The sequence below is a fragment of the Mesorhizobium sp. P2_H9 genome (assembly GCF_056403215.1).
In genome coordinates, this window is record NZ_JBFUFX010000008.1 from 1 (window position 1) to 23325 (window position 23325).

Annotated in this window: 18 protein-coding genes; 7 read left to right on the forward strand and 11 right to left on the reverse strand. The window is 63.4% G+C overall.

Annotated elements, in window-relative coordinates:
- On the reverse strand, positions 1-639 hold a 639-nt coding region (locus tag AC1DXN_RS15700), incomplete at its 3' end, for an aminotransferase class I/II-fold pyridoxal phosphate-dependent enzyme (RefSeq protein ID WP_477421591.1).
- A gap of 279 nt (positions 640-918) precedes the next feature.
- Here AC1DXN_RS15700 and galE point away from each other — a divergent pair.
- From galE to AC1DXN_RS15715, 3 genes are all read left to right on the forward strand, one after another.
- Entirely contained in the window at positions 919-1914 is a 996-nt protein-coding gene (gene galE, locus AC1DXN_RS15705; protein WP_477241802.1) for a UDP-glucose 4-epimerase GalE, read from the forward strand.
- 110 nt (positions 1915-2024) lie between these two features.
- Positions 2025-3275 (forward strand): D-amino acid dehydrogenase, encoded by a 1251-nt coding sequence (locus AC1DXN_RS15710; protein WP_477274948.1) that lies wholly within the window; start codon positions 2025-2027, stop codon positions 3273-3275.
- Between the two features lie 3 nt (positions 3276-3278).
- Entirely contained in the window at positions 3279-5105 is a 1827-nt protein-coding gene (locus AC1DXN_RS15715; RefSeq protein ID WP_477274946.1) for an alanine racemase, read from the forward strand.
- On the opposite strand, the gene AC1DXN_RS15720 is transcribed toward AC1DXN_RS15715, so the two are convergent.
- From AC1DXN_RS15720 to AC1DXN_RS15750, 7 genes are all read right to left on the reverse strand, one after another.
- Positions 5106-6482: an FGGY-family carbohydrate kinase gene (locus AC1DXN_RS15720; RefSeq protein ID WP_477274944.1), complete on the reverse strand. Its 1377-nt coding sequence runs from the start codon at positions 6480-6482 to the stop codon at positions 5106-5108. It abuts the gene before it with no gap.
- Complete coding sequence (rhaM, locus tag AC1DXN_RS15725) at positions 6479-6796, reverse strand: L-rhamnose mutarotase (RefSeq protein ID WP_477274942.1); 318 nt, start codon at positions 6794-6796, stop codon at positions 6479-6481. Before rhaM ends, AC1DXN_RS15720 begins: the two co-directional genes overlap by 4 nt.
- The gene (locus tag AC1DXN_RS15730; protein ID WP_477274940.1) at positions 6796-7797 is read right to left on the reverse strand and encodes an ABC transporter permease; all 1002 of its coding nucleotides are present in this window, start codon (positions 7795-7797) and stop codon (positions 6796-6798) included. The genes rhaM and AC1DXN_RS15730 overlap by 1 nt, the downstream gene beginning before the upstream one ends.
- The gene (locus AC1DXN_RS15735) at positions 7794-8771 is read right to left on the reverse strand and encodes an ABC transporter permease (protein WP_477274938.1); all 978 of its coding nucleotides are present in this window, start codon (positions 8769-8771) and stop codon (positions 7794-7796) included. The genes AC1DXN_RS15730 and AC1DXN_RS15735 overlap by 4 nt, the downstream gene beginning before the upstream one ends.
- Complete coding sequence (locus AC1DXN_RS15740) at positions 8768-10309, reverse strand: sugar ABC transporter ATP-binding protein (RefSeq protein ID WP_477274936.1); 1542 nt, start codon at positions 10307-10309, stop codon at positions 8768-8770. Before AC1DXN_RS15740 ends, AC1DXN_RS15735 begins: the two co-directional genes overlap by 4 nt.
- Before the next feature lie 84 nt (positions 10310-10393).
- Entirely contained in the window at positions 10394-11389 is a 996-nt protein-coding gene (gene rhaS, locus AC1DXN_RS15745) for a rhamnose ABC transporter substrate-binding protein (protein WP_477241818.1), read from the reverse strand.
- A 55-nt stretch (positions 11390-11444) separates the two neighbouring features.
- The gene (locus AC1DXN_RS15750) at positions 11445-12254 is read right to left on the reverse strand and encodes a DeoR/GlpR family DNA-binding transcription regulator (protein ID WP_477421593.1); all 810 of its coding nucleotides are present in this window, start codon (positions 12252-12254) and stop codon (positions 11445-11447) included.
- 187 nt (positions 12255-12441) lie between these two features.
- On the opposite strand from AC1DXN_RS15750, the gene AC1DXN_RS15755 reads away from it, so the two are divergent.
- From AC1DXN_RS15755 to ggt, 3 genes are all read left to right on the forward strand, one after another.
- Positions 12442-14544 (forward strand): bifunctional rhamnulose-1-phosphate aldolase/short-chain dehydrogenase, encoded by a 2103-nt coding sequence (locus AC1DXN_RS15755; RefSeq protein ID WP_477274933.1) that lies wholly within the window; start codon positions 12442-12444, stop codon positions 14542-14544.
- Between the two features lie 150 nt (positions 14545-14694).
- Positions 14695-15987: an L-rhamnose catabolism isomerase gene (gene rhaI, locus AC1DXN_RS15760; protein WP_477241824.1), complete on the forward strand. Its 1293-nt coding sequence runs from the start codon at positions 14695-14697 to the stop codon at positions 15985-15987.
- Positions 15988-16128: 141 nt separating this feature from the next.
- Positions 16129-17868, forward strand: coding sequence for a gamma-glutamyltransferase (gene ggt, locus AC1DXN_RS15765; protein WP_477274931.1), 1740 nt, complete (start codon positions 16129-16131; stop codon positions 17866-17868).
- Positions 17869-17878: 10 nt separating this feature from the next.
- Here the strand turns inward: ggt and AC1DXN_RS15770 are convergent, their stop codons facing one another.
- From AC1DXN_RS15770 to AC1DXN_RS15780, 3 genes are all read right to left on the reverse strand, one after another.
- Entirely contained in the window at positions 17879-18223 is a 345-nt protein-coding gene (locus AC1DXN_RS15770; RefSeq protein WP_477249589.1) for a hypothetical protein, read from the reverse strand.
- Positions 18224-18373: 150 nt separating this feature from the next.
- On the reverse strand, positions 18374-19729 hold the full coding sequence (locus AC1DXN_RS15775) for a sigma-54-dependent transcriptional regulator (RefSeq protein ID WP_477274929.1): 1356 nt from the start codon (positions 19727-19729) through the stop codon (positions 18374-18376).
- A gap of 13 nt (positions 19730-19742) precedes the next feature.
- Complete coding sequence (locus tag AC1DXN_RS15780; RefSeq protein WP_477274927.1) at positions 19743-21617, reverse strand: sensor histidine kinase; 1875 nt, start codon at positions 21615-21617, stop codon at positions 19743-19745.
- 225 nt (positions 21618-21842) lie between these two features.
- Between AC1DXN_RS15780 and AC1DXN_RS15785 the strand changes: the two genes are divergently transcribed.
- Entirely contained in the window at positions 21843-23177 is a 1335-nt protein-coding gene (locus AC1DXN_RS15785; RefSeq protein WP_477274925.1) for a dicarboxylate/amino acid:cation symporter, read from the forward strand.
- The last annotated feature ends 148 nt before the right edge of the window (positions 23178-23325 follow it).

A 23325-nucleotide genomic window follows, 5' to 3' on the forward strand; every position in this document is an offset into this window, starting at 1 on the left:
GCGTTGTAGCGCTCGGGCGTTGTAGCGCTCGGCCAGCTCGACGATCTGCCGGATCGGCGCGATGTCGCCATCCATCGAATAGACGCTTTCGAAGACGATCAGCTTGGCGCGCTCGCGACCGGCCGCCTGCAGCAGGCTTTCGAGATGAGCGACGTCGTTGTGGCGGAAGATCTTCTTCTCGGCGCCCGAGCGCCGCACGCCTTCGATCATCGAAGCGTGGTTCAGCTCGTCCGAGATGATCAGGCAGTTGGGCAAAAGCCGCGCAATGGTCGAGATCGAGGCTTCGTTGGAGACGAAGCCGGAGGTAAAGACCAGGGCTGCTTCCTTGTCGTGCAGGTCGGCCAGTTCCAGCTCGAGCTCGACCAGCGGGTTGCTGGTGCCGGAAATGTTGCGGGTGCCGCCGGCGCCCGATCCCATCTTGCCGGCTGCGGCCTGGAATGCGGCGATGACGTCGGGATGCTGGCCCATGCCGAGATAGTCGTTGGAGCACCAGACGGTGATTTCCTCGGCGCGGCCGTTGGAACGCCAGATGGCACGGGGAAATTTTCCGACGATGCGCTCGAGGTCGGCGAAGACGCGGTAGCGACGCTCTGCATGGAGCTGGTCGATCGCTTCCTCGAAGAACCGCTGATAATTCATGTCGACTTTCCAATTTTGCGCGGGATCATAATCATTGCCCCATTCGGCGTCCACCGGACCTTTTTGGTCAAAATGCCACGCCCCAAGCCTGTTCCTAACGATCCCAGATCGTGGCCTATTCCCTTGATGTGGATCAATTTTGTTTCCGTACGATGCCACAGGCCGGTGAGACTGTTACAGATTTAACATTCAGGCGTTTCTAATGGCCTTGCCACAGGCTTTCCAGTAAGGCGGTCGTTGAGACAGTTTCCGATAAATCATGAGTAAAAGAGGACGCGGATGACGGTTTTGGTAACGGGCGGCGCCGGCTATATCGGCAGCCATATGGTCTGGGAATTGCTGGATGCGGGCGAGAGCGTCGTCGTTCTCGACCGGCTTTCGACCGGTTTTGAGTGGGCAGTGGCGCCCGAGGCCAAGCTCGTCGTCGGCGATGTCGCCGACAAGGAGCTGGTTGGCGGGGTCATCCGCGACAACAAGGTCGACGCTATCATCCATTTCGCCGGCTCGATCGTGGTTCCCGAATCGGTCTCCGATCCGCTTGGCTACTACGAGAACAACACTTCAAAGACGCGCACGCTGATCGAGACCGCGGTGCGCGAAGGCGTGCCCCATTTCATTTTTTCCTCGACAGCTGCCGTCTATGGCGCCGCCGGGCTGGAGCCGGTGCGCGAGGATGCCCGCCTGGCCCCCGAATCGCCCTACGGCCTTTCCAAGCTGATGAGCGAATGGATGCTGCGCGATGCCGCTATTGCCCACGGGCTGCGCTATACCGCGCTGCGCTATTTCAACGTTGCCGGCGCCGATCCGAAGGGCCGCACCGGCCAGTCGACGCCGGGCGCCACCCACCTGATCAAGGTCGCCTGCGAGACCGCGCTCGGCAAGCGCCCCTTCATGCAGGTCTTCGGCACCGACTATTCGACGCCGGACGGCACCTGCATGCGCGACTATATCCATGTCAGCGACCTGGCGGCGGCACATCGCCTTGCCCTGCAGCGGCTGCGTGACGGTGGCACCAGCCTGGTCGCCAATTGCGGCTACAGCCATGGCTATTCGGTGCTAGAGGTGATCGATAGCGTGCGCCGCGCCTTCGGCCATGATTTCGAGGTGAAGATGGGCGATCGCCGCCCCGGCGACGCCGCCGCCGTGGTCGCCAATTCGGAGCTGGCGCGCGGCGAACTCGGCTGGACGCCGCAGCGCGACGACCTCGACCTGATCGTGGCCGACGCGCTGGCCTGGGAACGCATCCTGACCAGCAAGAATTCCGCGCGGGGCTGAGGACAGTTCTTCATCCAAGGGCTCGTCGGCTGGGCGCTTAAGCGCTATTGAAGGGGTTCGCGGCGAAGCGTGGAGGCGCTTCGGCCGAATTGATCCTTTTGGGGGGCCGCATGAAGATATTGGTGCTCGGAGCCGGCGTGGTCGGTACGGCGGCGGCCTACTACCTGGCCAGCGACGGCCACGAGGTGACCGTGATCGAGCGCCATCCGGCGGCGGCACGCGGCACCAGCCAGTCGAATGCCGGCCTGGTCTCGCCCGGCGACGCCACCGCCTGGGCCTCTCCCGCCGCTCTGAAGACGTTCCTGCGCGCGCTTTATAACCATGATCTCGGCATCAAGGTGCGGCTGCGCTTCGATCCGTATTTCATCGCCTGGAGCCTGCGCTTCCTGCGCCAGTGCACGAAAGAGCGCCTGCGCGCCAACAGCCGGGTCAAGTTGCGCCTGGCGCTCTATTCCCGCGACTGCATCAATGCCATCTCGTCCGACGCCGGCATCCACTATGACGAGCGCAAGAAGGGCATTCTCTATTTCTTCCGTTCGCAGCACAGTCTCGACACCGGCACCGACAATTACCGCTTTCTTGCCGAACACGGCCTGCCGATCGAGATCGTCGGCCGCGACCGGCTGATCGAGATCGAACCCGGTCTTGCCGGTGTGAAAGACAAGATCGCCGGTGGCGTCTATTCGCCGATCGACCAGACCGGCGATTCCAGCCAGTTCACGCAAAATCTCGCCGCTTACGCCGCCGAAAAGCTCGACGTGAAATTTCTCTACGACACCACGGTTGAGGGCCTCGACATAGAGGGCGACCGGGTACGCGCGGTGATCACCTCGGCCGGACCGATAGCGGGCGACGCGGTGGTGATCGCGATGGGGCCGGAGAGCGGTCTGCTCGGCCGCCGCTACGGCATCGACCTGCCCGTCTACCCCGTCAAGGGTTACACCGCGACCATTCCCTTGGAGGACGAGAGCAAGGGGCCGACCATGGGCGGCGCCGACGAGGACCAGCTGATCGGCTATTCCAGGCTCGGCAACCGGCTGCGGCTCGCCTCGACCGCGGAGTTCACCGGCTTCGACCGCACCCACAAACCAGGTGATTTCGCCACCATGTTCAGGACCGGCAAGGATCTTTTCCCCGGTGCCTTCGACGAGAAGAAGGCCGTTCTCTGGGCGGGCCTGCGGCCGATGATGCCGAACTCGGTGCCGGTCATCGGCCAGGCGCGCTACAAAAACCTCTACCTCGACACCGGCCACGGCCATGTCGGCTGGACCATGGCTTGCGGCTCGGGAAAATTCCTCGCCGATCTGGTCGCCGGCCGCAAACCGGAGATCGACCCGCAAGGGCTGGTCTACGGGGGCTAGGCCATGTCGGGACCGCAAGTCGCCATCGACCTTGGCCGCATCGAGCGCAATGCGCGCACCATCGTCGACCGCTGCGCGCTGTCGGGCATCAAGGTTTTCGGCGTCACCAAGGGGACTTGCGGCATGCCGCAGGTGGCGCGCGCCATGCTGCGCGGCGGCGTTGCCGGCATCGCCGAATCGCGCTTCGAAAACATCCGGCGCTTGCGCGACAGCGGCATCAACGCGCCGATCATGCTGCTGCGCAGCCCGCCTATGGCGCGCATCGAGGAGATGGTGCGCACCGTTGACATCAGCCTGCAATCCGAACTCGCCACCATCCGCGAACTGTCGCGTATCGCCGAGCGCATGGGCCGCGTCCACGACATCATGCTGATGATCGATCTCGGCGACCTCAGGGAAGGCATTTGGCCGAACGACCTGGTGCCGACGGTCGAGCAGATCCTGACGCTCAAGGGCGTGCGCATCGCCGGCATCGGCACCAATCTCGGCTGCTTCGGCGCCATCATGCCGACGCCGGAAAATCTCGGACAACTCGTCGCCCATGCCTACAAGACCGAGCGCCTGGCCGGCGCACGGCTTGACTTGATTTCCGGCGGGGCATCCTCGTCGTTGACGCTGCTGCTCGAAGGCAAATTGCCCGCCGGCATCAACAATCTGCGCGTCGGCGAAGCGATCCTGCAAGGCGGCGTCGAGACCTTCCGCGACACGCCCTGGGCTGAACTCGAACCCGATGCCTGCCGCCTGACCTGCGACATCATCGAGGTCAAGCTGAAGCCGTCACGGCCGATCGGGCAATCCGGCTACGACGCGTTCGGCAACCAGCCGGTGTTTCCCGACGAGGGCGACCGGCTGCGCGCCATTGCCAATATCGGCCGCGAGGACGTGCTGATCGAAGGGCTGACGCCGATTGCCAAGGGGGTGCGGGTGCTCGGCGCGTCCAGCGACCACCTGTTGCTGGACGTCAACGACGCCAACCCACCGCCCGCCGTCGGCGATCGCGTCGCCTTCCGCATGAGCTATGGCGCCATGCTGCTGGCGATGACCTCGGAATATGTCGAAAAGGCCCCGATGCACGATGTCGAGGATTTTTCCGGCCGCAAGATGGTGCAGATATCGGCCGAACAGGCTGCGGTAGGCATTCTGGCCCGCGAGGCGACCGGCGCGCGGCTGGAGGCGATGAATTTTGATGTCGTCGAACTCGCCGATGTCGAACGGCCGCCCTCCGGCCTGATCCGGCTGACCGCCGGCGGCGATCGCCGCATCGCCCACAAGGCGCTGACGACGACCGCGCGGGCGACCCACTCCTTTGGCCTGATCTGGATCGATTCCATCGCCGCGCTGATGCCGGAAGACGAGGAAGGCATCGACCTGGCTGAGGGCTCGGTGCTGGCGCGCACGCTCGGCCTCGATCACAAGCCCGGCGCGCTGCAGCCGCAGCTGTCCCCGGAAAACGTCGTCATCGTCGGCTTGCGCCATGCCGATCCGGCCGAGGCGCGGGTGCTGAAGGATTCGCGCGTATCGGCCTTCACCATGACCGATATCGACGCCATGGGCATGCGCGACCTGATGCATGAAGCGATCCGCATCGCCACCTCGGGTACGCAAGGCTTCCATGTCAGCTATTCGCCTGAGGTCACCGAATTCGCCGGCTGGCCGGCCGGCTCGGGCGGCCTCACCGTGCGCGAAACCCATCAGGCGATGGAGGCGATCGCGCTCTCCGGTGGATTGTTGTCGATGGATGTTTCGGGCCTGACCGCGGATCTGGAGCCTCGGATCGGCACTGATGTGGTCAACTTCGTCATGTCGGCCTTCGGCAAGCGGATCTTGTAGTCAGTCTTGGGCGTCGACTGCCGCGCGCCATGAGCGCGCGTAGCTCGCCCAGGCCGGATCATCAGGCGGTTCGGTTCTTTGGCCTTTGCCTCGCGCCATTGCCTGATCCGACGCCAGCAGCGCGGCGCCGATGCTGGTGCCGGTGGCGGCCTCGGACGCAATGACCGCGCGCCCCGTTGCCGCTGCGAGCATGCTGACGAAAAGCCGGTTGCGGGCAAAGGGGCCTTCGACAATGGTCGGGCCGTCGCCGCCGATCAGGTCGAGGCAGGTCAACGTCATCAGCGCCAGATAGAACGAGATTGCGGCAAAGCGCTGGCCGGTGCTGATGCCATCGGCATTGAGCCATGCGGAGGCGTGATGCGCAAACGGCCCCGAGCCTTGCTGGGTCGAGGGCAGCAGCAATGTCCCTCGCGCCAGTACGGCCGCGATATCACCTTCGCTCCAGTCTTCCGGCTGGCCTTGCGTCAGCACCGAAAATTCCCGGCCGCCCATGAAGCGGGCCGAAGGCACCGGATCGCCGAGCGCGTTGACATTGACCAGCGTGTCGCGCGCCGGGTCGAGCGTGACCGGTCTGCCGCTGACCGCCATCGACACCACCCAGGTGCCGGTCGAGACCACGGAGAAAGGCGGCGTGTCGGACAGGAGATGCGGCAGCAGCGACGCGTTGGAATCATGCAGGCCTGAGAATACCGGCGCCTTCGGATCAAGACCGGTCCGCGCGGCGAGAGCCGGCAGGATCGCGCCGAGGCGGTCCTTGGCCAGTCGCACCGGTGCCATCAGCCGACGCCAGTCCATTGTGTCGACCAGCGACGAGAAATCGGCTTTCCACGGGTTCCACAGATCAGTGTGGCAGCCGAGCGACGTCGCCTCGTTGGCGGCGACACCGGTCAGGCGGAGGGCCCAATATTGCGGATACATCAGCATCGCTGCTGCCTTGGCGAACTCCGTGGGAAAGCGCCTCTGCTGCCAGAAGAATTGCGCGCCGAGATTGAGACCGATCGGCAGGCGCGGCGTGCCCGTCTGGTCGAAGGGCGGACGGATCGCATCATACTCCGCCGCAAGGCTGTCCGGGCCATCGAATTCATAGTCGAGGACCGGCAGCGCCAGTGCGCCGGATGCATCGACCAGCACGCCCGTCGCGCCATGCGTGGTGATCGATATTGCGTCGATGCGCTGCTCGCGATTGATTTCGGCAAGGCTGTCGAGAATGAAGCTCCACAATCGTTCGACATCATGGTGCGGGTAGGGGCCGTCCGTGGCGGGCGCGTTCGCCATGCGGCGCAGCGCGATCTCGCTCAATGTAGAGAGATCGACCAGCGCCACCTTGGCGTTGGTCTTGCCGATATCGATGACGGCGATGTGTCTGATATCAGTCATTCCATATGGAACACGGTTTCCAGCGGCACCGCCACCGGCTCGTTGTCCGGCCTGGTCTCCATGATGTCGGCCATGTGAGCCCACCAGCGCTGCATCACCGGATGATTGGGCAGGTCGGCCATGCTGTGATCGTCGCGTCGCCACAGCACGCCGAACAGCGTGTTGGTTTCCGCATCGAGATGGATCGAATAGTCGGAAACGCCGGCTTGTTTCAAAAGCGCCACCAGCGATGGCCAGATCTCGTCATGGCGCTTCTTGTACTCGGCCTTCATGCCTGGCTTGAGCTGCATCTTGAACGCGTATTTCTGAGGCATCAGGCAAAACGCTCCCGCCGCAGCCGCCGCCAGACGATCGGGAGAGCGATGACGATGATCAGGAGCAGGCCGATGAAGATCGACATGACGATGCCGGGCACGTTGAGCAGGCCAAGGCCGAAGGTCACCAGCCCCATGATGAAGGCGGCCAGCACGACGCCCAATATGCTGCCGGCGCCGCCGAGGATGCTGACGCCGCCGAGCACCACCATGGTGATGACTTCGAGTTCGTAGCCTTGCGCGATCGATGGCCGCGTCGAGCCGAGCCGCGAGGTGATCAGCACCGAGGCTATGCCCGCCATCAGCCCGGTCAGGCAAAACAGAATGAATTTGATGCGGCCGACGCGCACGCCGGAAAACTGCGCCGCGACCGGATTGTTGCCGATGGCGAAGACACGGCGGCCAAAACTCGTCCGGTGCAGCAGGAACCAGTAGACGACGGCCGCAATGAGGAACAGCACCAGTTCGAACGACACCACCCACCAGACATAGCCCTGGCCGAAGAAGGCAAGGCTGTCGGGATAGCCCTTGTAGGCCTGGTCGCCGAGAATGATGAAGGCGATGCCGCGAAACAGGCTCATCGTACCGATGGTGACGACGATGGACGGCAGGCCCAGCTTTGTCACCAGCAGGCCGTTGAAGGCGCCGCAGCCGAGCCCGACAACGATGCCGATCGCCACCAGCACCGGCGTGTCGGCGCCGGCCTGCACCGCCATGCCCATCATCGTCGATGCCAGCGCAATGATGGCAGCCACCGACAGGTCGATCTCGCCCGAAATGATCAGCAGCGCCATGGCGAACGCGATCAGTCCCTTCTCGGTGAAATTGAAGGTGAGATCCGATAGCGAATACGGGTCGAGGAAATAGGGCGAGGCGAAGCTGTTGATGGCAAAGATCGCCACCGCGACCACGACCAGCAGCGCCTCCCAGGAAAAGACGGCCGAACGGAGCGGCTTGTCGAGCCGGTTGGGAATATGGCGTGGGGCAGAGATGTCGGTCATGCCGCTTCCGCCTTTCTGAGGATGATGCGGCCTTGCCGGCGTTCGCCGCGTGCGTTGAGCACAACGGCCAGGATGATGGCGCTACCCGAAATCGCCATCTGCCAGAAGGGCGAGATGTTGATCACCGGCAATGCGTTGGAGATGATGCCGAGGAACAGCGCACCCAGCACCGCGCCGCCGACCGAACCGATGCCGCCGGCGATCGAGATGCCGCCGATGACGCAGGCGGCGATGATGTTGAGCTCATAGCCATTGGCGACCTCGACCGAGGCGATGACGTAGCGCGAGATCCAGAGATAGCCTGAGAGCCCGCCGATCATACCGGAGAGGCAGAAGACGATGAATTTGGTCCGGCCGACATCGATGCCGGCATAGACCGACGCGGTCGGGTTGACGCCGATGGCATAGATCGAGCGGCCAAGTGCCGTGCGCGTCATCAACAGGAAGAACAAAGCGATGACCAGAATGGCGATCCACGACAGCACCGGAATGCCGAGGAAGGCGGCGCGCTGGAAGCCGATGAACTCAGGGCTCATCTTGTCGGCATTGACCCAGGCACCGCCCGAAATGACGAAGGTGGCGCCGCGATAGATGGTCAGCGTGCCCAGTGTCACCACGATCGAGGGGATGTTCAGCCGCCAAACCAAAAGCCCGTTGATGGCGCCGAGCCCCAGGCCGACGAGAAGGGCGATGACGATCAGCAGCGGGATCGGAATGGCCGGATGCGCAGCGTTCAGCATCGCCACCACCATGCCGGTGAAGCACAGGTTCGAGGCCATCGACAGGTCGATCGAGCGGGTCAGGATAATTGCCATCTGACCGAGCGCCAGGATCATCAGGATCGAAGTGTCGTTGAACACCTGGCGCAAATTGGCGGGATCGGCAAAGGCCGGAAAGCGCGTCGAGATCAGCCCGATCAGCACGATGATGGCCGCGAGCAGCCAGACTTCGCGATATTTGACGAGAGTTTTCATGCCGCGATCCCCGCTGCTGTCCTGACCAGCGTTTCAGCGTCGAGCTCCTTGTTGTCGTAGACCGCAGCGATGCGGCCCTCGCGCATGACAACGACCCGGTCGGACATGCCGAGAATTTCCGGCAGTTCGGACGACACCATGATCACCGACAGGCCTTGCGCCACCAGCTCGGCCATGAAGCCGTGGACGGCGGCCTTGGAGCCGATGTCGATGCCTTTGGTCGGCTCGTCCAGGATGATCACCTTGGGTGCCGTCGCCAGCCATTTGGCGATGACGATCTTCTGCTGGTTGCCGCCCGACAGGGTGCCGACATCCTGGCTGAGCGAGGAGGCGCGCAGGTCGAGCCGCTCGGTGTAGGAGCGGGCCAGATCGAACTCCTCCGCCAGCCGCAGCAGGCCGGATTTGGAGGTGCGCTTGAGCGAGGGCAGAGAGACATTCTGGAAGATCGGCAGGCCGATCACCACGCCCTGCTTGCCGCGCTCCTCCGGCACGTAGACGATGCCGGCATCGATCGAATCCGCTGCCGATTTCGGCGCGATTGTTTCGCCTTCCAGCGTGATCGTCCCGGCCGAGGTGCGGGTGATGCCTGAAATCGCCTGCATCACCTCGCTGCGCCCGGCGCCGACGAGGCCGTAGAAGCCGAGGATTTCGCCCTTGTGCAGTTCGAAGCCGATGTCGTCGAATTCCGTGGGATGCGACAGGCCGGCGACCGAGAGCACCGGCGCGCCGATCTCGGCCTTGCGCTGCGGAAAGATGTGGTCGACCGAGCGGCCGACCATCATGCGCACGATCTGGCTCTGGCCGGCATCCTTGATCAGGCCTTCGCCGACCATCTCGCCGTCGCGGAACACCGTATAGCGGTCGGCGATGCGGTAGATCTCATCGAATTTGTGGCTGATGAACAGGATCGCCTTGCCTTCGCTCTTGAGGAATTCGATCAGCAAAAAGAGTTCCTCGATCTCCTTCATCGATAGCGCCGCGGTCGGCTCGTCCATGATGACGATCTGCGCATCGATCGACATCGCGCGGGCAACGGCAACCAGATGCTTGTTAGCGATGCCGAGATCCTTCAGCCGCGCGTCGGCGTCGATATGGCCGGCACGCATGGTGTCGAGCACTTCCTTGGCGTTCTTGCGCATGGTGCGCCAGTCGATGGTGCCGAAGCGCGTGCGCGGCGCGTGGCCGAGAAAGATGTTTTCGGCGACGCTGAGGTCGTCGAACAGCACGGTTTCCTGGTGGATGGCGGTGATGCCGTGCCCGAAAGCCGCGTGCGCGCTGGACAGAGTGACAGCCTCGCCGTCGATGCTGATGGTGCCCGCGTCAGGCTGGTAAATGCCGGTCATGATCTTGACCAGCGTCGACTTGCCGGCGCCGTTTTCGCCGATCAGCGCGGTCACCTCACCGGCATAAAGCGACAGGCTGACATCGTGCAGTGCGCGTACGCCGGGAAAACTCTTCGAGATGCCGGACAGCGTCAGCCGCGGGCCGGAAGGCAAAGGCGCTTGCTTTGCCAATTCGTGTTGGGCTGTCGTGTCCATATCCGTATCAAGCCCTGAAACTAGGTCCGTTTAAAGCCGCGGCGGGATCTGGTCCCGCCGCGCCAGGTCGAAGGCTGCCCGAGATCAATAGATCTTGGAGAACTTTTCGATGTTGGTCTTGTCGAACTGGAAGGGCGGAGCCATCGCAGCCGAGTTGGTGTCGTCGAGCGTCACCTTGCCGACGCGGCCGATCGACAGCGTGGCGCCTGGCTTGGCCTCTTCCTTCTTCACCGCCAGATCATGGGCAAGGTAGACGGCGGAGTAGCCGAGGTCGATCGGGTTCCACAGCGCGACCGCCTGGCTGGAACCATTGTCGATGAACTTCTTGAACTCCGACGGCAGCGCCAGCCCGGTGACGTTGACCTTGCCGATCAGGCCTGCGTCGGTCACCACCTGGGCAGCGGCAACGACGCCGACCGTGGTCGGTGCGATGATCGCCTTGAGGTTCGGATAGGACTTCAACAGGCCCTTGGCTTCGTCGGTGCTCTTGGCCGAGTCGTCATCGCCATAGACGGTGGCGACGAGTTTGATCTTGGGGAACTTCTCCGGCAGGATTTTCTTGGCCGCATCGATCCAGGCATTCTGGTTGGTCGCGGTCGACGATGCCGACAGGATGGCGACCTCGCCGCCTTCCGGCAGGTAGTCGGCGGCAAGCTTGATGATGGTCTCGCCGATCAGGCCGGTGTCGGACGGGTTGAGGTGGAGCTGCCGGCCTGCCGGAGCAACGCCCGAATCCCACGAGATGACGGTGATGCCGCGTTCCATCGCCTTCTTCAGCGCCGGCACCAGAGCGTCGGCATCATTGGCCGAAATGGCGATGGCGTTGACCTTCTGCGCGATCAGCGCGTTGACCACTTCGATCTGCGCTTCGGCGGTCGCCTTGGTCGGGCCGGTGTAGATGATGTCGACATCACCGAGTTCCTTGGCCGCCTCTTCGGCGCCCTTGTTGGCGGCGTCGAAGAAGCCGTTGCCGAGCGACTTCACCACCAGTGCGATCTTGACGTTCTCGGCATAGGCGGCGTTCACGAACATGGCGGCAGAAAACGCCGCCGTAACCATCAGTTTCCTAAGAAAGCTCATCGAATATCCTCCCTTGAGCGTTGCATTCCATCGCCGCTGCTGGCGTGAGCCTGTCTCAGGCCTGCAGTGAAGATTCTTCCTTGTTGCTAGTCTGTTTGCTGGCGACGATCAGCGTCACGCCTGCGGTCTCCAACATTTTGGCTTCCCGGTCCTCGATGCCGTCATCGGTGATGACGGTGGCGATGCGCGACAGGCCGCACAGGATCAGGCTGGAGCRTTTGCGGAACTTCGAGGAGTCGACCAGCACCACCAGCTCGTCGGCCTGGTCGATCAGTTTCTGCTCGGCCTGGATCAGCAGCGGGTCGCCTTCCATCAGGCCGAGCGGCCCGAGCCCTTGCGCGCCCATGAACATGCGGCGTGCATAGAAATTGCGCGTCACATCGTTGTCGAAGGGCGACAGGATGATGTTCTGCTCGCGGTAAATGGTGCCGCCCGACAGCATCACGGTGTTCTTGGAATGCTTGAGCAGGTGCTCGGCGATCGGGAAGGAATTGGTGAAGATCGGCATGCGGCGGCCGGTCAGGAAATGCACCATCTGGAAGGTGGTGGTGCCGCCATTGATGATGATCGGCTCGCCATCCTTGCACAATTCCACCGCTTCCCGGGCGATTGCCCGCTTCTGCGAGGCGTTCAGCGTCTCGTTGACGGAAAAGGGCCGGCCGGCAAGGCCGATGAATTGCGGCGGCGAGATCGCCTCGGCGCCGCCACGCACGCGGCGCAGCCGCTTTTGCACATGCAATGCAGCGATATCGCGCCGGATCGTCGCCTCGGACGAGTCCGTCAGGTCGACCATCTCCTGCACCGTCACCACAGGTTTTTCCTGGACGGCGGACAGAATGATCCTGTGGCGCTCTTTCTCGTGCATGGTTCCTCCCTGCCTGACCATCTAGGCACCCAAAACGCGCAGTGTCAATCATTTCCGATCATATAATTTCATTGTGCAGTGCAATATGATCGATATTGATCGTTTGTGATTGACAAGTCGAACGCTTCCATGGACATTCAGCCAAAATCGACGGCACAGTCTGCGCGTCTTACGGGAGGATATTCCAATGCTCGACAAGCGCTCCGGCACGCGCCTCGCAAACCTGTGGGACGAGGCAAAAGCCCAGGCGATGAGTGAGCCGGAGCGTCTCGTCTATCGCTCGAATGTGCTCGGCTCCGACAAGCGCGTCACCAACTATGGCGGCGGTAACACCTCCTCCAAGATCTGGCAGACCGATCCGCTTACCGGGCAGAGCGTCGAAGTGCTGTGGGTGAAAGGTTCGGGCGGCGACAGCGCCTCGATCAAGCTCGACGGCTTCGCCACGCTCTACATGGACAAATTGCGCGCGCTGAAGGGTCTCTATCGCGGCGTCGAGCATGAAGACGAGATGGTCGGCTTCCTGCCGCACTGCACCTTCAACCTCAATCCACGCGCCGCCTCCATCGACACACCGCTGCACGCCTACGTGCCGAAGCCCTTTGTCGACCACATGCACCCCGACGCCATCATCGCCATCGCCGCTGCCAAGGATTCCAAGGCGCTGACCAAGGAAATCTTCGGCGACGCCATCGGCTGGTTGCCGTGGAAGCGCCCAGGCTTCGAGCTTGGCCTGTGGCTGGAAAAGTTCTGTTTCGACCATCCCGCCGCCAAGGGCGTAATTCTCGAAAGCCACGGTCTGTTCAGTTGGGGCGACACCCCTAAGGAATGCTACGAAACGACGATCTCGGTGATCAACCAGGCGATCGAGTGGTTCGAGCGCCGCTCCGATGGCGTGGCGATCTTCGGCGGCGAAGTGGTCAAATCGCTCGATACGCCGGCGCGCCGCGCCGTCGCCGCAAAACTGATGCCGAGGATCCGTGGCTTGATCTCGGAAAAGAGCCACAAGCTCGGCCATTTCGATGATTCCGCCGCCGTGCTCGAATTCGTCAATTCGAAGGATTTGCGGCCATTGGCGGCACTCGGCACATCCTGCCCCGATCATTTCCTGCGCACCAAGATCCGGCCGCTGGTCATCGAGTTCGATCCCGCCAAGCCGGATGTCGATGCCGTCATCGCCCGTCTTGCCGACGATGTTGCCGCCTATCGCGCCGGCTATCAGGCTTACTACGACAGCTGCAAGCATGCGGATTCGCCTGCCATCCGCGATCCCAATGCCGTGGTCTATCTGATGCCCGGCGTCGGCATGTTCACCTTCGCCGGCGACAAGGCGACGGCGCGCATTTCGGCCGAGTTCTACGTCAACGCTATCAATGTCATGCGCGGTGCCTCGACCGTTTCGTCCTATGTCGGCCTGCCCGCACAGGAAGCCTTCAACATAGAATACTGGCTGCTCGAGGATCTGAAGCTACAGCGCATGCCGAGGCCGAAGTCGCTTGCCGGCCAGATCGCGGTCGTCACCGGCGGCGCCGGCGGCATCGGCCGGGCAACGGCCAGCCGGCTGCTGCGCGAAGGCGCCTGCGTCGTGCTGGCTGACATCGATGAGACGGCTCTCGCCAGCGCCAACGAAGAGCTGGCCAAGGCCTATGGCAAGGATTTCGTCCGGCCGGTGCTGATCAACGTCACATCCGAGGATCAGGTCGTCTCCGGCTTTGCCGAAACATCGGTCGAATTCGGCGGCATCGACATCCTGGTATCCAACGCCGGCCTTGCGTCCTCGGCGCCGATCGAGGAGACGTCGCTGGCACTGTGGAACAAGAACATGGACATCCTGTCGACCGGCTATTTCCTGGTCTCGCGGGAAGCGTTCCGGCTGTTCCGCGTGCAAAAAATCGGCGGCAACGTCGTCTTCGTCGCCTCCAAGAACGGGCTCGCCGCATCGCCCAACGCCGCCGCCTATTGCACCGCCAAGGCGGCCGAGATTCATCTGGCGCGCTGCCTGGCGCTGGAAGGCGCGGAAGCGCAGATCCGGGTCAATGTCGTCAATCCGGACGCCGTGCTGCGTGGCTCAAAAATTTGGAGCGGCGAGTGGAAGGAACAGCGCGCTGCCGCCTACAAGATGTCGACCGACGATCTCGAGGAACACTACCGTTCGCGCTCGATGCTGAAGCGTTCGGTGTTCCCCGAGGACATCGCCGAGGCGATCTATTTCTTCGCCTCCGACATGTCGGCCAAGTCGACCGGCAACATCATCAATGTCGACGCGGGCAACGCACAGAGCTTTACGCGATAGTCGCTCGTCCTTCTCCCCGTCTCTATACGGGGAGTTGAGGAGTGGTCCGCGTAGCGGACGAAAAACCAATTGCTTGGCTTTTCGAACGACGAAAGCCGGCAGGCGGATGAGGGGCAGCGCTGCCCGAACGCATTTTGGGAGGAATAATACTTGTCCGAATCCATCATATCCGCCGACCTCGTCGACAAGGACAACACCGCGCGCAAGGCCAACCTCGAACGCGACTACGCCTCGCTCGGTGAGCGTCTCGACCGGCGCGGCATCGCCATCGACGCCATCCGCGACAAGGTCGAAAAATTCGCCGTGGCGATCCCGTCCTGGGGCGTCGGCACTGGCGGCACCCGCTTTGCCCGCTTTCCCGGTGCCGGCGAGCCGCGCGATATTTTTGACAAGATCGAGGATTGCGCCGTCATCCGGCAATTGACGCAAGCAACCCCCACCGTCTCGCTGCACATTCCGTGGGACAAGGCCGATCCGAACCGGCTGAAGCAGGCGGCCTCCCGCTTCGGCCTCGGTTTTGATGCCATGAACTCCAACACCTTCTCCGACGCAAGGGACCAGAAGCTTTCCTACAAGTTCGGCTCGCTCTCGCATGCCGATGCCGGCACGCGCCGGCAAGCTGTCGAGCACAATCTCGAATGCATCGAGATCGGCAAGACGCTCGGATCCAAGGCGCTGACGGTGTGGATCGGCGACGGCTCGAATTTCCCCGGCCAGGTCAATTTCGCGAGAGCGTTCGAGCGCTATCTCGATGCCATGAAGGAGATTTACGCCGGGCTGCCGGATGACTGGAAGCTGTTCACCGAGCACAAGATGTACGAGCCGGCCTTCTATTCGACCGTCGTGCAGGATTGGGGCACCAACTACATGATCTCAAAGGAGCTGGGCGACAAGGCGTTCTGCCTGGTCGACCTTGGCCATCATGCGCCCAACGTCAACATCGAGATGATCGTGTCGAGGCTGATCCAGTTCAGGAAACTAGGCGGCTTCCATTTCAACGATTCGAAATACGGTGATGACGATCTCGACGCCGGCTCGATCGATCCCTACCGGCTGTTCCTCGTCTTCAACGAACTGGTCGATGCCGAGCTGTCCGGCGCCGAGGGTTTCGACCCGGCCCATATGCTCGACCAGAGCCACAACGTCACCGACCCGATCGAGAGCCTTATGCTGTCGGCGGTCGAGGTGCAGCGCGCTTATGCGCAGGCGCTGCTGGTCGACCGCAAGGCGCTGGAAGGGTTTCAGGACGCCAATGACGCGCTGATGGCGACGCAGACGCTGAAAGTGGCCTACCGCACCGATGTCGAGCCGATCCTGGCCATGGCGCGGTTGAAGACCGGCGGCGCCATCGATCCGGTTGCCGCCTATCGGGCCGCGGGCTATCGGGCCAAGGTTGCGGCAGAGAGGCCAGCGGTGGCCGGCGGCAGCGGCGGCATCGTTTGAGGTTGGCTAATCTCCCCCACGAGGGGGGAGATTGGCTGGCCTCGGCCAGCAGGCGAACACCAATATGTGTTCGCTCATATTGATGATGGACTCAGCCGCTCCAAGTAGCTCTTCTAGGCACACTGCACTTGGAGCACCGCTATGCCCTTGACCCGCCGGACGCTGATTGGCGTCACCCTTTCGCTCGCAATAGCGCTGACACCATCCGCAGCCACCTATGCCGCCTCGCCGCAGCCGGCGAAGGGCGAGCATGGCATGGTGGTAACCGCTCAGCACCTGGCCTCGGAAGTCGGCGTCGAGGTGCTGAAGAAGGGCGGCAACGCTGTCGATGCCGCGGTCGCCGTCGGCTACGCGCTGGCTGTCGTCTATCCCAATGCCGGCAATATCGGTGGCGGCGGCTTCATGACCATCCGCTTCAAGGACGGCCGCTCGACTTTCCTCGATTTCCGCGAGCGCGCGCCGCTGGCCGCGACCAAGACCATGTATCTCGACAAGGACGGCAAGCCGGTGAAGGGCGCCAGCCTCGACGGCTATCTCGCCGTCGGCGTGCCGGGCTCGGTGGCTGGTTTCGAGATGGCGCGGGAGAAATACGGCACCTTGTCCAGACAGGACCTGATGGCGCCAGCCATCCGCTATGCAAAGGACGGCTTCGCGTTGGAGCAGGGCGATGTTGCCTCCCTGGAGAGCGGCGCCAAGCGATTGGCAAAGGATCCCGCGGCAGCCGCCATTTTCCTAAAGCCGGACGGCAAACCGTACGCCGTGGGGGAACACCTCATCCAGACCGATCTGGCCACCTCGCTCTCGGCCATTTCGCAGCAAGGCGCGGACGCCTTCTACAAGGGCCCGATCGCGGACGCCATCGTCAAGGCGAGTGGCGCCAAGGGTGGCATTCTGGCCAAGGCCGATTTCGAGAATTACACAGTCCGTGAACTCAAGCCGATCACCTGCAACTACCGCGGCTACGAGATCACCTCCTCGCCGCCACCCAGCTCAGGCGGCGTCATCATCTGCGAAATCCTCAACGTGCTGGAATTCTACCCGCTATCCTATCTCGGCTCCGGTTCGGCGGAGACCGTCCACGTCATGGTCGAAGCCATGCGCCATGCCTATGTCGACCGCAATTCGACGCTCGGCGATCCCGACTTCGTCGACAACCCGGTGACCAAACTGCTGGACAAAAACTATGCCAAGGACATCCGCGATAAGATCGATCCGTTCCGGGCCGGCGTATCGCAGGAATTGATGCCGAAGGGCTTTGGCGAGAGCAAGGAGACGACGCACTATTCGATCATCGACAATGACGGCAATGCGGTGGCGGTGACCTACACGCTGAACGGCTCCTTCGGTGCCGGCGTCGTCGCCGACGGCACCGGCATCCTGCTCAACAACGAGATGGACGATTTCACCCAGAAACCGGGCGTGCCCAATCTCTATGGCCTGGTCCAGGGCGAAGCCAACGCCATCCAGCCGAGAAAGACGCCGCTGTCATCGATGAGCCCGACCGTGGTGGCCAAGGACGGCAAGCCGTTCATGGTCATCGGCAGCCCCGGCGGCTCGCGCATCATCACCATCACGCTGGAGGCGATCGTCAACGTCATCGACCACGGCATGAACATCCAGGAGGCGATCGACGCGCCGCGCATCCACCATCAGTGGCTGCCCGACACGGTCTATGTCGAGCCGTTTGGTCTGTCGCCGGATACCGAAAGACTGCTTGCCGGCATGGGCTATCACCTCGATCTTGGCGATACGACCTGGGGCCAGGCGGCCGGCATACTGGTCGGTGGCAAGAGCCTCTCGGAAATCGAAAAAGGCGGCGGCGCCCGCTACAACGGCGCCATCGACAGCCGCGCCGCGTCCGGCGAGGCGTTAGGCTACTGAACGCACCCGCCTAAACGACTAGCGTAATGGTCGACGCAACCAGCATCAGGGCGGCGATGCCGACGAACAGCGCATAGATGCGCGGCCGGTCGAGCAGCAGCGCATTGCCGGAAATCCAGGCCGACGTGGCGCCGCCAAGCGCGAACAGGAAGCCGTTGCGGTGACCCAAGGTCAAGCCGGCTGCCATCAGTCCGCCAATAATCACCGCGCCGAACACGATGATCACGGCGACGGCGTATTTCTCGAAGTCGTTGCCGCCACCCATGCCTGGGCCGATCGCGTTCAAGTTTGGCAGATCGTCCGGATCGAACGGACTGGTCGACCCATACTCATCTTGACCGGCAGGTTCTTGCATCACTCATTCTCCGCTAACCGGCAACAAACCATCAAGGCTTGCCAAGCGCAACCGGATCACGCTTCATTGAAGGCGGCCGATACGGTCTTCAACACCTTCTGATGCTGACTCGCCACTGTTTTTTGGAGCTGGCCGCAGCCATACCTCAACCTATCTGGAAAAATCGCTGCGCACGATGCCGTGCCGCTGCAGCTTGTCGTAGAAGGTCTTGCGCGGAATCCCCAGTGCTTCGATCGTGCGCCGGACGTCGCCGTCATTGCGGCCAAGTGTCTCGCGGATGATGTCGGCCTCGTAGCGGTCCAGACGTTCCGGCAATGGCATGGCGCCATTCGGCGAAGCCGGGGCAGGCGGCGGCGCTTGCGCTGCCTCTTCCAGGCCCAGCACGAAGCGCTCGGCAAAATGTGCCAGCTCGCGCACATTGCCCGGCCAGTCATGCTCCCTGAGATGGCGGTGGACGGTTGCCGGCACGGCTGGCATCGACCGCCGGAACCGCGCGGCGGCGCGCTCGGCAAAGTAGAAAAACAGCAGGGCAACATCGTCACGGCGCTCGCGCAGCGGCGGGATCGAGATCGTCACCACATTGAGCCGGTAATAGAGATCCTCGCGGAAGCTGCCGCGCTGGCGCGGATCGCCGAGGTCGATCTTGGCCGCCGCAACGACGCGCAAATCCACCGGCCGCAACTCATTGGTGCCGAGCGGTGTCACCTCGCGCATTTCCAGCACCCGCAGCATCTGCACCTGCGTCGACGGCGGCATGCTCTCGATCTCGTCGAGAAACAGCGTGCCGCCGCTGGCGTGCTCGATGCGGCCGATCCGCTTCTTCTGCGCCCCGGTGAAGGCGCCCGCCTCATGGCCGAACAACTCGCTCTCGATGACCGTTTCGGGCAGCGTACCGCAATTCAGCGCCACGAAATTGCCCTTGGCGCGGCGGCTCCAGCGATGCAGAAGGCTCGCCACCACCTCCTTGCCGGAGCCGGTCTCGCCGGTCACCAGCACGTCGACATCGGTGTCGGCGATCTGTCGCAAGGTTCGGCGCAGCCGCTCCATCGCCGGCGTCTGGCCTATCAGCGGCAGGCCGTCCTGCGCCTGCTCGGCTCCCTCGCGCAAGGCCCGGTTCTCCATCACCAGGCGCCGCTTTTCCGCCGCCCGGTGCACGCTCTGCACCAGCCGGTCGGCGGCGAACGGCTTGGTGATGAAATCGTAGACGCCATCCTTGATCGCCTTGACGGCAACCGCGATATCGCCATGCCCGGTGACGAGGATGACCGGAATGTCGGCGTCGAGGCGCAGGATGCGGTCGAAAAGCTGCAGCCCGTCGATTTCGGGCATGCGAATGTCGGACACCACCACGCCGGCAAAACCGGCATCGAGCCCGGCCAGTGCCTCGGCCGCCACCGCAAAGGCCGACACTGAAAAGCCGGCAAGCCCCAGCGTTTGCGCGGTGGCTTTCAAGAGATCGCTGTCGTCGTCGATCAGGACGACTGGCGCCGCGCCGTTTTCCATCATGCCGCCTTTGCCACTACGCTGCTCTCGAAAGATGGATGGTGAAACGGGTGCCGCTGTCGCCACTCGCAACCTCGACGCGGCCGCCATAGTCGGCGACGATGTCCTTCGAAATGACAAGGCCGAGGCCAAGGCCCTTTTCCTTCGACGTGTTGAACGGCGTAAACAGCGATTTGAGGATCTCGGGCGGAATACCGGGTCCGTTGTCGGACACGCTGACCGTCACCCCGTCCGCGGTCTCTTCCACCGAAACCTGCACCTTGGCGTCGTCGCGGCCCTCCAGTGCCTCCAGCGCGTTCTGAAACAGATTGATCAGCACCTGTTCGAGCCGGACGCGGTTGCCCATCACCTTGAGGCTTGGCGGCGGCAATGCGATATCAAGGGCCTCCAGCCGGCCGGCAAAGCGGCTTCTAAGCAGCACCACGGCGCCCTCGATGACGCCGCGCAATTCGACCGGTTCGGCAGCGGTGCGGCCCTTGCGGGCAAAGGCCTTCAGCTCCTCGGTGATGGTGCCGATGCGTTCGGTCAGTGCTGCGATGGCGCCGAGATTCTCCACGGCCGGCGAGGTCTGCTTGCGGTCGAGGAAGACGCGGGCATTGTCGGCATAGGCGCGGATGGTGGCGACCGGCTGGTTGATCTCATGGGCGACGCCGGCGGCGACCTGGCCGAGGATGGCGAGACGGTTGGCTTGCACCAGCTCCTGCTGCACCACCTGCAGCTTGGCTTCCGTGCTGCGGTGCCCCGTGATCTCGGCCTGCAGCCGGTCGCGGGCGCGGCTCAGATCCTCGGTGCGTTCGACGACGCGGCGTTCGAGTTCGGTGCGTGCTGCCTGTTCGGCGGCGATCCGCATCTGCGCCGACTGCCGGCGCCACAAGAGATAGGCGGCGAGACCAAGCAGCGGGATGACGACGCCGAGCGCCAAAAGCCGCATCTCGCGGGCCGCGGCGGCGATCGGCGCTTCGGCCGGCACGAGATAGTCGAGCCGCCAAGGCGTCGAGGGGACCAGCGTGGAGAGGCGCAAATATTCCGCGTCGCTGCCGCCCGGTGTGATCGCATGGACGATCGCCACGTCCGGGCTCAAGGTTTCGGGGCGCGCGATCGGCAACGGCACCAGTGGCGCGTCGCCGAATTGCTGGCTGTCGCGGATGGCGGCAATCGTCGGTCCGGCCAGCGGCGCGGTTGTCATGAAGCGCCATGACGGCACGCTGGTGATCAGCACGACGCCATGGTCGTCGCTGACATAGGCTGGGCGGTTCGCCTCGTGCCAGTCGGCCTCGAGCTGGTCGAACTCCATCTTGACGACGACGACGCCGAGCGGCGCGGCAGCATTGCCGACTCGCCGCGAGATGTAGAGGCCGGGCCGCTTGCTGACATTGCCGAGCGCGAAGTATTCCGCGGTTCCGTTCTGCATTGCCCCAGAGAAATAGGCGCGGAACCCGTAATCGTTGCCGACGAAGCTGATCGGCTCGCGCCAGTTGCTGGACGCAATCGCCAGCCCGTCGGTGCCGGTGACATAGAGCACCGAAGCCTTGGTGCCGGAGACCAGCCCTTCGAGCTTGCGGTTCAACAGATCGATCGCCGCGGCACCGCCTTGCGTCAGCGCATCATGCACCTGCTGATCCTCCGCCAGCAGCAAGGGCAGGGCGCGGGGGCTTTCCAGCACGGCGCGCAGCAGCGCCACCTTCAGATTGGCATCGGTGCGCCCTTGCGTCGCCAGGGTCGCGACCTCGGCGGTGCGGCCGTAGAGGCCGGCGCCGTAGAGTGCTGCCGCGGTGATCGCAAAAGCGACCGCCGCAAACAGCAACCATGCGCGGCGCGCCCGCCTGCGCAGTTGCTCGGGCGTCGAAGACAAGGCAGCGGCAGCGCGTTGTAGCATCGCCCATTTGTGCATGATTTCGCACAAAGGGCAATTCAGACCATGCGGATGTTCGCACTACCTGTGTGTGAGATGCGGTCACCGATTCGAAAATACCCAACAAAATCAACGAATCGACCGATCGGCGCAGTCTGGCACGACAGTTGCAAATACCGATCCAGCAGTCGCGAGGCTGCTGGAGGTCATAACAATTGCCCCGGGAGGTCGAGCTTTCGATCGGGGCGCCCAATGGAGGACGTCATGCAGCCAGCATTCGCTGCCGCCGAACCGCGCGGCAAGGTTCCCTTATACCGGCATCTCTACGTGCAGGTCCTGACGGCGATCGCCGCCGGCGTGCTGCTCGGTCACTTCTATCCCGAACTCGGTGCTTCGCTGAAGCCGCTCGGCGATGCCTTCATCAAGCTGGTCAAGATGGTGATCGCGCCGGTCATCTTCCTGACGGTGACGACCGGTATCGCCGGTGTCTCCGACCTGAAAAAAGTCGGCCGCGTCGCCGGCAAGGCGATGATCTATTTCCTGGTGTTCTCGACGCTGGCGCTGGTCGTCGGCCTGGTCGTCTCCAACGTCGTCCAGCCGGGCGCCGGCATGCACATCAATGCGGCGACGCTCGACCCCACCAAGGTGGCGACCTTCACCGAGAAGGCGCATGACACGACCATCGTCGGCTTCCTCCTCAACATCATCCCCGACACCATCACCGGCGCTTTTGCCCAGGGCGATATCTTGCAGGTGCTGTTCTTCTCGGTGCTGTTCGGCATTTCTCTCGCTCTGGTCGGTGACCGTGGCCGCCCGGTCGTCGATTTCCTGCAGGCGCTGACCTCGCCGATCTTCCGCCTCGTCGCCATCCTGATGAAGGCCGCCCCCATCGGCGCTTTCGGCGCCATGGCCTTCACCGTCGGCAAATACGGCATTGGCGCGATCGCCAACCTCGCCTTCCTGATCGGCACGTTCTATTTGACGTCGCTGCTCTTCGTGCTGGTCGTCCTTGGCACCGTCGCCTGGTACAACGGCTTCTCGATCCTCGCCTTGATCCGCTACATCAAGGAAGAGTTGCTGCTGGTTCTCGGCACCTCGTCGTCGGAAGCAGCACTGCCGGGCCTGATGGCCAAGATGGAGCGCGCCGGCTGCAACCGCTCGGTGGTCGGCCTTGTCATCCCGACCGGCTACTCCTTCAACCTCGACGGCACCAACATCTACATGACGCTGGCCGCTTTGTTCATCGCCCAGGCGACCGACACGCCGCTCACCTATGGCGACCAGATCCTGTTGCTGGCTGTCGCCATGCTGAGCTCCAAGGGTGCCGCCGGCATCACCGGTGCCGGCTTCATCACGCTGGCCGCAACGCTCTCGGTGGTGCCTACGGTGCCGGTTGCCGGCATGGCGCTGATCCTCGGCGTCGACCGCTTCATGTCGGAGTGCCGGGCGCTGACCAACTTCGTCGGCAACGCGGTTGCGACGGTTGTCGTCGCGCGCTGGGAAGGCGAACTCGACCAGACGAAGTTCGCCGCAGCGATGGCCGGCACATTGTCCGAGGAGGCCGATCTGGCGCTGTCGGGCGATCTGCAGGCCGCCTGATCGCAGAGCAGAACGAGACGTTCGACCCCAAGACTGTTCAGGCCGCAGCCGGTGCCCCGGTTGCGGCCTGCTTCTTGTCGCCAACCGAGGTGCACACCCGGCTGGTGCCGGCCGGGTCTTCCCGGCTAGGGTGCAGGCCGCGCAAGAG